Annotated in this window: 6 protein-coding genes; 4 read left to right on the top strand and 2 right to left on the bottom strand. The window is 67.6% G+C overall.

Annotated elements, in window-relative coordinates; genetic code table 11:
• Both Q4F73_RS09495 and gluQRS read right to left on the bottom strand, forming a co-directional pair.
• Window positions 1-4817: Rib/alpha-like domain-containing protein (locus Q4F73_RS09495; RefSeq protein WP_303359105.1), on the bottom strand; the 4817-nt coding region annotated here is incomplete at its 3' end.
• 182 nt (window positions 4818-4999) lie between these two features.
• The gene (gluQRS, locus tag Q4F73_RS09490; protein WP_303359104.1) at window positions 5000-5905 is read right to left on the bottom strand and encodes a tRNA glutamyl-Q(34) synthetase GluQRS; all 906 of its coding nucleotides are present in this window, start codon (window positions 5903-5905) and stop codon (window positions 5000-5002) included.
• Window positions 5906-5931: 26 nt separating this feature from the next.
• Here gluQRS and Q4F73_RS09485 point away from each other — a divergent pair, with 26 nt between their 5' ends.
• From Q4F73_RS09485 to Q4F73_RS09470, 4 genes are all read left to right on the top strand, one after another.
• Window positions 5932-6621 carry a queuosine precursor transporter gene (locus Q4F73_RS09485; protein ID WP_303359106.1) on the top strand — a complete coding sequence of 230 codons (690 nt, stop codon included), beginning with the start codon at window positions 5932-5934 and terminating at the stop codon, window positions 6619-6621.
• A 100-nt stretch (window positions 6622-6721) separates the two neighbouring features.
• Entirely contained in the window at window positions 6722-7837 is a 1116-nt protein-coding gene (locus Q4F73_RS09480) for an ABC transporter substrate-binding protein (RefSeq protein ID WP_303359103.1), read from the top strand.
• A gap of 6 nt (window positions 7838-7843) precedes the next feature.
• A complete protein-coding gene (locus Q4F73_RS09475; protein ID WP_303359102.1) occupies window positions 7844-9571 on the top strand; it encodes an iron ABC transporter permease in 1728 nt (575 codons plus the stop codon).
• Window positions 9556-10019: ABC transporter ATP-binding protein (locus Q4F73_RS09470; protein WP_303359101.1), on the top strand; the 464-nt coding region annotated here is incomplete at its 3' end. The genes Q4F73_RS09475 and Q4F73_RS09470, both read left to right, overlap by 16 nt.

Below are 10019 nucleotides of genomic sequence, written 5' to 3'. Positions count from 1 at the left end.
GGAACAGTCACGCGCGGCCCACCGGACACCACGGTGACATCGTCATACTCGGCGGTCACGCGAATGGTCACCTCGATGACGGAGGTGATCGTCTCGCCGGTGCCGTCGGTGTAGCTCACCTCCACCTCGAACTCGTAGACACCCGGGGCCACATCGTCTCCCGGAGTGGCCAGGATGCTGCCGTCGGGGGTCAGCCACACCCAGGTGCCCGGGGCATCCGGGGCCGGGAAGTTCTCACCTGGCTCGTACACGGTTCCACTGGGCAGTGGCGGCCCGGTCAGCGCCTCGGGAGGAGCCACGACCGCGGTCTCACCCTGGGACACCGTGGTGTCACGGTAGGAGGGGTTGAAGACGGTGACGTCCGCCGCCCGCACCACGAACGGCACGGTGGCGTCAAAGGTCTCGCCGTCGATGGTGACCTGCACGGGGACGTTGAAGGCGCCGAGAGTCTGATCCTCCGGGACATCCCAGGTGACAATGCCGGTGACCGGGTCGATGCTCATGCCGGCCGGCAGGTCTCCCACGGGAACAACGCTCAGGTCACCCTGCAGGGGAGCTCCGTTGAGGGTCGGCGGCTGGGAGGTGAAGGACTGACCCTGGACGACCATGGTCGTGGGGAAGATCGGGACATCCGCCTCGACGATCGTCACGGTCACCACCCGGTCCTGGGAGGAACCGTCCGGATAGGTGACGACGACGGGGATGTTCACCGCACCGACCGGCGTGCCCGCCGGCGGATTCACCGTCAGAGAACCGTCAGGGTGCAGCTCCGCCCACTCGGGGAAGCCCTCGCCGGGGGCGAAGGTGGTGCCCTCCGGCAGGGGACGACGATCGGGGTTCACCGGCGTCGCCACCTCACCGGTGGAACCGGCGGCCACCTCGATGGGATCCCAACGGGAACGATTCTGCTCGGAGTCGGTGCCGCGCACCACGACGGTGGCGTTGACGACCTCGGAGGTTCCGTCGATGTAGGTGACGGTCACGGGAATGGTGTAGGTGCCCGGCGCGACGCCATCACCGGGTGAAACGGTGATGGTGCCGTCGGGGTTGACCTGGGCCCACTCCGGGATCCCGGCGGCGTCCGCGAAGCTGGTCCCCTCGGGCAGCGGCACGCCCTGGGAGTTCAGCGGCGCCGGCACCGTGGCGGTGGACCCGTGGTTGACGGACGTCTCCTGGTAGACGGGGTTGACCAGTACCGCGTCGGCCTCCTCCACGACAATGGTCGCCGACAGCTGCGCAGTGGTGCCGTCGGGATAGGTCACCGTGACCGGGACCATGACCGGTCCCACCGGCTGTCCCGCAGGAATGGGCCAGGTGATGACACCCGTGACGGGATCGATGCTGGCACCCGCGGGGGCGTCGGCATCCAGGCGGAAGATCGAACCCTCCGGCAGGGGGGCCTCGTCCGGGTTCACGGGGGGCTGTGACGTGACGGTCGTCTGCGCCACACCCTCCGTGACCAGGTAGTAGGGGGCGTTGGGGTTGGTGACGTCGATGACAACGGGGACGAGGTCGGAGGTTCCGTCCGGGTAGGTCACGCGGACCTGCACCGTCACCGGTCCCGGAGCCACATCGTCACCCGGGGTGGCCGCCACCGATCCGTCGGAGTTGAGCTCCACCCAGTCCGGGGTGTCACCCTCGAACTCGAAGGTGGTGCCGGTCGGGAGTGCGGTGCCGTCCCGGTTGAGCGGGGCCGGGGAGGTGGTGGTCTCGCCCTGGATGGCGTCGAGAGACACGTACACCGGGTTGTTGACGGAGGTGTCCGCCTCGGTCACCGACACGCGGGCGTTGATGGTCTCCGCGCTGTCGTCGGCGTAGGTCACCACCACCGGGATGGTGTAGTCACCGACCGGAACAGCGACCTCGGGCTGCAGGGTGATGGTGCCGTCGGCGTTGACGGTCGCCCAGGAAGGAACGTCCGCACCGGCCGCAAAAGTGGCCGAATCGGGGGCGTCCGTGGGCGCAGCGACGGTGGCGGTGCCACCCTGACGGACGGTGGTGTCAGCGTACTGGGGGTTGTTTTCGACGGCCTCCGTCGGCTCGACCACGACGATGGCGGTGATCGTCTCCGTGGTGCGGTCCGGGTAGGTGACCGTGACGGGCACCTGGTAGTTACCGGGGGCGACGGTGGCGCCCGGGCTCAGGGCGATGGAACCGTCGGGGTTGACCTGTGCCCAGCCCGGGGTGGACGCTTCCGGGCTGAAGGTGGTGCCTTCAGGAACAGCCGGATCAGAGGTCGGTGCCTCGACGGTGCCGCGCTGGTTCTGTCGCACCACGACCGGGTCGCCGTAGGCGGGATCGTAGGTGGTGGAGTTGAGCTCCACGACGGTGACGGTGACGGGGACAATTTCCCAGGAACCGTCGCGGTAGGTGACCCGCAACTCGACCGGGTAATCACCCGGGGCGACATCCACCCCGGGGGTGAGAATGCCCGAGCCATCGGCATTGGCTCCCACCCAGGCCGGCCCCGAGGCGATGGCGTAGGTGGTGCCCTGCGGCAGGAGGTTGCCGTCGGCGTCACGCGGCGCCTGGGTGGTCTTGACCTCACCCTGGCGCACGGTCACCGCCAGCGGATTGATGTCAATTGCCGAGGCAGTGGACTCCTGCACGGTCACAAACAGGGTGACTTCTGCGGTGGAGCCGTCCTGGTAGGTGATCAGACCCGGGAATGCGGTCCGGCCCACCGGGGCGTCGGCCGGAGCGGTGAGCGTCACGCTGCCGTCCGCGTTGAACTCGGCCCAGTCCGGGGCTGCATCGGTGAAGTCCACCGACGCCACGTTGCGGATGGCGGAACCGTCCGCGTTCGCCGGTCCCGGAACGATCTTCGTCGCCCCCTGGGTGATGGAGACCTCGCGGTCGGCGGGGTCGTTGAGGTTGGCGTCCGACGGGGTCACGATGATGGTCACGGGGACGGTCTGTTCGTCACCGCTTTCGTAGGTGACCACGACGTCGACCGTCAGCGGGCCCAGCGGGGCGTCTGCACCAGCGGTGACGGTGACGACTCCCGTGGCGGGATCGATGCTCACCCAGGTGGGGGCACCGGGGGCGAGGGCGAAGTTCTCGACATCGTTGACGTCCACGTCGTGGGGGCCGACCTCGCCGGCGGCACCCTGCCGCACCTCGACGGCGTCGTAGTGCGGGGTGTTCGGGTTGTTGACCACCACGGTCACCAGGACGTTCTCGGTGGTGCCGTCCGGATAGGTGACGGGAACGGTGAAGGATGCGGGGCCGGTCGGAGTGCTGCCGTCCGCGGTCACGGTGAGCTCGCCGGTGCTCGGGTCAACCTGGACGGAGATCCCGGCCGGCGCATCGGTGACCTCACCGTAGGTCGTTCCCTCGGGGATGTCGCCCGTCGTCGAGGTCGGGGTTCCCACGACCGTGGGAGTGTCCCAGTCAACGACCTCAGAGGGCCAGTGCGGATCCACGCTGTTGACGTCGGATTCCTGGACGGTCACGGTGACCGGAACGAGGTCGACGGAACCGTCCGGGTAGGTCACCACCAGGGTCATCTGGTAGTCACCCGGCGGCTCGGTGGCCTCCGGGGTGGCGGTGATGACACCGGTGTCAGGATTGACCGTGGCCCAGGGGCGGGCGTCGATAAGCTCGTAGGTTGCTCCCTCGGGAATCTCTGCCGGAGGAGCAATGTCCTTGGTGGTGCCCTGGACCACGGAGTCCACCACGGGAGAGGGGTCGATCTCGGTGGCCTGTGCGGGGGTGACGGTCACCGTCACCGTGACCACCTCGGAAGAGCCGTCCGGGTAGGTGACGATCACCTCCATGGGGTAGTCCTGCACCGCGGTATCGAAGGCGGGGCGGACCGTCACTGCGCCGGTGTTCGGATCAATGTCCGCCCAGGGCTGCCAGTTGTCTCCGCCCGCGAAGGTGGTGCCGTCCGGGAACACGTCGTCGACGGTCTCACGCGGCAGAATGCCCGGCACTTCCTGACCCTGGCCGACGGTGATCGGCGGGTACTCGGGAGTGTTGACGGATTCCTCGGCGGGAGGAGCACAGTTGATCTGCGTCGAGGACGAGGACATGCCCGCGGTGGCGTAGATGGTCGGATTCGCCGTCCATGCCTCGGGATTGAGGCGCCCGGTCAGCTGCGCGCGGATACGGGTTTTCGGGGGCATGGATCCGGAGATGACCGCGTAGACGGTCCCGTCCGCAGCCGTTTCATAACCGGTGGTCAGCGAGCTGGCGGCACTGGAGTATCCGCTGGCCCACCAGTTGTCCCAGCTGGCGCTGACCAGGTCGATCGGCCCCATGTTCATGGTTGCCTTGGAGTCGATGCGCCAGACGATGCGCACGTTGTCGAGCCCGTGCTCGGTGGAGACTCGCAGGCGGGAGTTCTGGATGGTGTTCTGGCGCGAACCGCTCGTCCACCCGTCCAGCACAAAAGTGGTGAATCCGGCGTCCGCCCCGGTGACCGGGATCAGGTTGCCCTCGTCGTCCCACCGGGAGATGAGCGAGCCATCAGCCAGCGGCTGGTTGTCGAAGAGCTCACCCATCGATTGGGGATTGACCTGCAGGTTACGGTCCACGTCGGCAGACATGCCGTTGGTGCCGATCGGCTGTGACTTGGTGTGCGCCCACATGTCGACCACGCAGGAACCGAGACCGGGGGTACCGCTGGGGATCGAGGCGATGCGCGCGGCACCAGCCTGACTGGTCGGGGCAGGCACCGTCGGGCCGAGCATGCCCGCGGCCTGGTCGAGTTGTGCCTGGTTGACCGGCCCCACGTCCTGCGCGTGTGCGACCGGAGTGGAGAAGGCCAGGGTGTCGGGGGCGATCGCGGGGACGGTGAGACCAGTTCCCACAAGGGCAATGGCAAGGGTGGCAGCAGGAATGCGGCGGCGAGACATATCAGGACCCGTTCAGTGTCGATGTAGCCACCTGTGAAAACCACGTGTGTCACAGGTGGACTCCAGTTCCCCGGAAACTGTAATCGAATTGTTTCCCGACCGGAATAGATAAGCGCTTATTCACCCCCAGCGGAAAGTTATCTCCACACCAAGGGCGCGCGCGGCAGATCCTCCGGGTCGAAGACGTCCTGCAACTTCTGCAGGGTGTTCACGCCGGGATACCCCAGGGAGGCTGCCAGCTTCTCGACGATCTTGAACACGGGGTCGTCGTAAAGCATCTCTCTCAAAGTCACCGCACCGTCGCGCTTCGCCAGGCGTTGGCCCTGCTCATTGAGCACCAACGGGACGTGGACGTACTCCGGCAGGTCGATGCCCAGCAGCGTGGCCAGATAGGCCTGGCGCGGCGTGGAGGACAACAGATCATCACCGCGGACCACCTGGTCGATGCCCTGGAAACCGTCGTCGACCACGACCGCCAGGTTGTACGCCCAGTCCGGTGCCTGCCCACCACGCCGCAACACGAAATCATCCACATCGGTGGTGTAGGGGCCGTGGTAGCGGTCCCGGATGGTGAACTCCGCGACATCCGCCCGCAGGCGCAGGGCCGGGGTGCGTCCTTGCTGCGCCAGAGCTTCTCGACGCTCCGCCCGCTCCCCCTCGTCCAGATCCCGGCACGTGCCCGGGTAGGAACCGGCCGGGGTGTGCGGGGCGCGGGCGGAATCCTGGATGTCCTTGCGCGAGCAGTAGCACTCGTAGACCAGCCCGCGGGCATCGAGCATGTCCAGCGCCCGCTGGTACGCCGGGAACCGATCCGACTGGTAGAGGATGTCCCCGTCGAAGGTGAGACCGAGGGTGAGCAGGTCGTCGATCTGGCGGTGGGCCGAGTCGATCGTCGAGCGCTGGGTGTCGATGTCCTCGACCCGCAACAGGAACCTCCGGCCGGTGTGCCGGGCGAAGAGCCAGGCGATGAGGCCGGTGCGGAGATTGCCGAAGTGCAGGTCTCCGGAGGGCGACGGGGCGTAACGGCCGGCATGCTCAGTCATGGTTCCAGGGTAGCGGGTGTGCGAAGATCTCCCCCGTGACTACTTCCGACCCCGCACCTGGGCAGGGGATGGGCACCCGGTTCATCCCCCTGCAGCGCAGCTACTACCCCGTCATCGTGGCGTTGTTCGTCGCGGTGTTCCTCGTCTCCAACATCCTGGCCACCAAGGGCGTGTCCATCGGCCCCCTCATCACCGACGGAGCCTTCTTCCTCTTCCCGCTGGCCTACGTCCTCGGCGACGTGTTGGCGGAATGCTACGGATTCCGGGCGGCCCGGCGCGCCATCCTCACCGGTTTCGCGGTCACCCTGCTGGCCGTCGTGTCCTTCTATGTGGCGATCTGGCTGCCGCCGGCCGATTTCTACGGCTCCCAGTCGGAATTCGCCCACATCCTGGGCCTGGTCCCGCAGATCGTGCTGGCGTCACTGAGCGGATACCTCGTGGGCCAGTTGCTCAATTCCTGGGTGCTGGTGAAGATCAAGCAGCGCACCGGCGAGAAATCCCTGTGGGCCCGCCTCATCGGTTCGACGGTGGTCGGCGAGTTCGGCGACACCCTGTTGTTCTGCCTCATCGCGGCCCCGGTCATCGGCATCGCCACGGTCTCCGACCTGGCCAATTACGTGGTGGTGGGTTTCCTGTGGAAGACGCTCATCGAGGTCGCGCTCCTGCCGGTGACCTACGCGGTCATCGCCTGGGTGAAGCGGCGGGAGGGGTATTAGGCAAGTTCACCCCATATTAATGTGCGGTTGACGGTACATTAAGTTTGCAATGGAAAAGTACAGCACGTTCGAGTCCGCTCATCCCAGGAGTCCATCCGCTATGACCGCTCTGAAGTCCCGCCGTTTCGCCGTCCTCTCTCTGCTCACCGCCTCCACCCTCACCATCGCCGCCTGCGGCAGCGTCGAGGATGACGCCGCCGGCACCACCACCGCCGAGGCTACGGGCACCGAGACCGCCGCCACCGCCGCTGCTGCCGACGGTGAGATCACCATCGCCTGCACCGCCGACGAGACCCTCTGTGCCGCCTGGGCCGACGCCTTCGAGGCGGAGTCCGGCGTCTCCACCAACTACGTCCGCATGTCCTCCGGCGAGGCCGTGGCCCGTTTCCAGGCCGCCGGCGACAACCCGGAGTTCGACGTCTGGCATGCCGGCCCGGTCGACGGTTTCATCGCCGCCACCAAGGAGGGTCTGCTGGAGCAGTACGAGTCCCCCAACGCCGCCGACCTCGACCCCGACGTGGTCGATCCGGACGGTTACTGGGCCGGCGTCTACCTCGGCGCCCTGGGCTTCTGCTCCAACGAGTCCCGCCTCGAGGAGCTCGGTGTCGACGTCCCCACCTCCTGGGATGACCTGACCGCCCCGGAGCTGCAGGGCGAGCTCATGATGGCCCACCCGTCCACCTCCGGCACCGCGTTCACCACCCTGTGGACCCAGGTGGAGCGTCTCGGCGGCGAGGATGAGGCGCTCGGTTACATGCGCGACTTCAACACCAACATCCTCCAGTACACCCGCTCCGGCTCGGCCCCGGCCCAGTCCGCCGGCCGCGGCGAGGTCGCCGTCGCGATGGTCTTCTCCCACGACTGCGTGTCCCACCAGGAGGAGGGTTTCGAGGACCTCGTCGTCTCCTTCCCGGAGGAGGGCACCGGCTACGAGGTCGGCGGCGTCGCCCTGATGAAGGGCTCCCAGAACCCGGATGCCGCCAAGGCCTACATCGACTGGGCCCTGACCCCGGCCGCCCAGGATCTCGGCCCGGAGAACAACGCCTTCCAGATCCTCACCCACCCGGATGCCGTCGAGGATCCGCGCATGGTCTCCTTCGATGACATCACCCTCATCGACTACGACTTCGCCGCCGCCGGTGAAGCCCGCTCCGGCCTGACCGCGCGTTTCGACGCCGAGGTCGCCGAGGAGCCCGCCGAGGAAGAGTCCAACTAACCCACCATGACCGCACTGACCGCGGCGCCGGCAGCGGGCGTCGAGAAGCAGAAGCGAGGCCCGGGCAGGCCGACGCGCAGCAGCCGGGTGCTGCTGGCGTTGGTGCTGCTGGTCATCCTCGCGCTCATCGGCTGGCCGCTGTGGGGGGTGTTCCGTTACGCGCTGTCGGTCGAGGGCTGGGCCGTGGTGAGCAGTTTCTTCACCACGCGCACCAACCGCCAGTTGCTGCTCAACACCATGCAGCTGGGCATCTCCGTGGCGCTGTTGACCACCGCCCTGGCGTTCGTGCTGGCCTTCGCGCAGGCCCGGATGCACTTCCTGGGCCGTCGCTTCATCCACTTCCTCACCCTCCTGCCGATCGTGTCCCCGCCGTTCGCGGTCGCGGCGGCCACGATCACCCTGTTCGGACGCTCCGGCATGATCACGCAGGGGGTGTTCGGGTACCGGCTGGACATCTACGGGTTCTGGGGACTGCTCTTCGTCCTCACCCTGTCCTATCTCCCGTTGGCGTACATGAACCTGCTGGGTATGCTGCGCGCACTCGACCCGGCGCACGAGGAGGCGGCGTTCTCCCTCGGTGCCAATCGCCTGCGCATCCTGCGCACGGTGACCCTGCCGATGCTCATCCCCGGGTTCGCGGGCGCCTTCCTGCTGGTGTTCGTGGAGACGATCTCGGACCTGTCGAACCCGCTGGTGCTCGGCGGTGATTTCCAGGTGCTGGCCTCCCGCGCCTACCTGGCGATCATCGGCGAGTACAACCTCCCCGGCGGTGCCGCCTACTCCATGGTGCTGCTCCTGCCGGCCGTCGCGCTCTTCCTGCTGCAGCGCTACTGGGCGGAACGGGCCTCGACGGTGTCGGTGTCCGGCAAACCGACGGGACGCCACGTGGCCATCGACACCCCGTGGCTGAAGATCCCCGCCCTCATCGTCGCCTACACCGTCGCCCTGCTGGTGATGCTCATCTACGGGGCGATCCTGCTCGGCGGTTTCGTGCGCATCCTCGGCGTGAACAACACCTTCACACTGAACAACTACCGGTACATCTTTACCGGCGTGGGCAACGACGCCATCATTGACACCACCATCCTGGCGCTCATCGCCACCCCGATCGCCGGTCTGCTGGGCGTGTTCATCGCCTGGCTGGTGGTCACCCGCCTGCAACGCACCGCCGGAGCCGTGGACTTCCTCGGCATGCTGGGCATGGCGCTGCCGGGCACGGTCGTGGGCATCGGCTACCTCATCGTCTACAACTCCTCCACCACCGTCTTCGGACTGCCGCTCATCCCTGCTCTGGCCGGTGGTGGCGCGGTGTTCGGCGGCGCGATCGCCATCATCATGGTCTTTGTCGCCGGTTCCTCGCCGGTGGGCCAGCGCAACGGTGTCTCCGCCCTGCGCCAGATCGACCCCTCGCTGGAGGAGGCGTCCATCTCCCTCGGCCAGTCCGAGGCCGGCACCTTCCGCCGCATCACCATGCCGCTGCTGCGTCCGGCGCTGCTGGCGGGCCTGACCTATGCCTTCGCGCGGTCGATGACCTCGGTGTCGGCGGTCATCTTCCTCACCACCCCCTCGCAGCGCATCCTCACCTCGCAGATCTACGCTGAGGTCGACCGCGGCCGCTTCGGCAACGCCTTCGCGTTCTGCACCATCCTGATCATCATCGTGCTGCTCGCCATGCTGGTCATCCACCTGATCACCCGCCGCATGGAAGGAGCCCGCCAGTGGCAGGCCGACTGACCCTGACCGACCTGGTCAAGATCTACAACCCCCGCTCGGGGCTGCGCGCCGTCGACGGTGTCACCCTCGACATCGCGCCGGGCACCTTCGTCACCCTGCTCGGCCCCTCCGGGTGCGGCAAGACGACGGTGCTGCGCACCATCGCCGGTTTCGAGTCCCCCACCTCCGGTGAGCTGCTTCTCGACGGCGCCGACCTCACCCGCATCTCCCCGGACAAGCGCCCCATCAGCCTGGTGTTCCAGAGTTACGCCCTGTTCCCCCACCTGTCTGTCGCCGACAACGTCGGCTACGGCCTGCAGGCCGCGGGCGTCAAGCGCGCCGAACTGCGCTCGCGTGTCGACGACGCCCTCGAGCAGATGGGCCTGTCCGGCCTCGGCGACCGCTCCCCCGGCCAGCTCTCCGGCGGGCAGCAGCAGCGCGTCGCCCTGGCGCGTGCCATGGTCACCCG

It is taken from the genome of Corynebacterium sp., from assembly GCF_030535495.1.
Lineage (GTDB): Bacteria > Actinomycetota > Actinomycetes > Mycobacteriales > Mycobacteriaceae > Corynebacterium.
The sequence above is the reverse complement of the archived record's forward strand: the minus strand, read 5'-3'. Positions and strand labels throughout refer to the sequence as shown.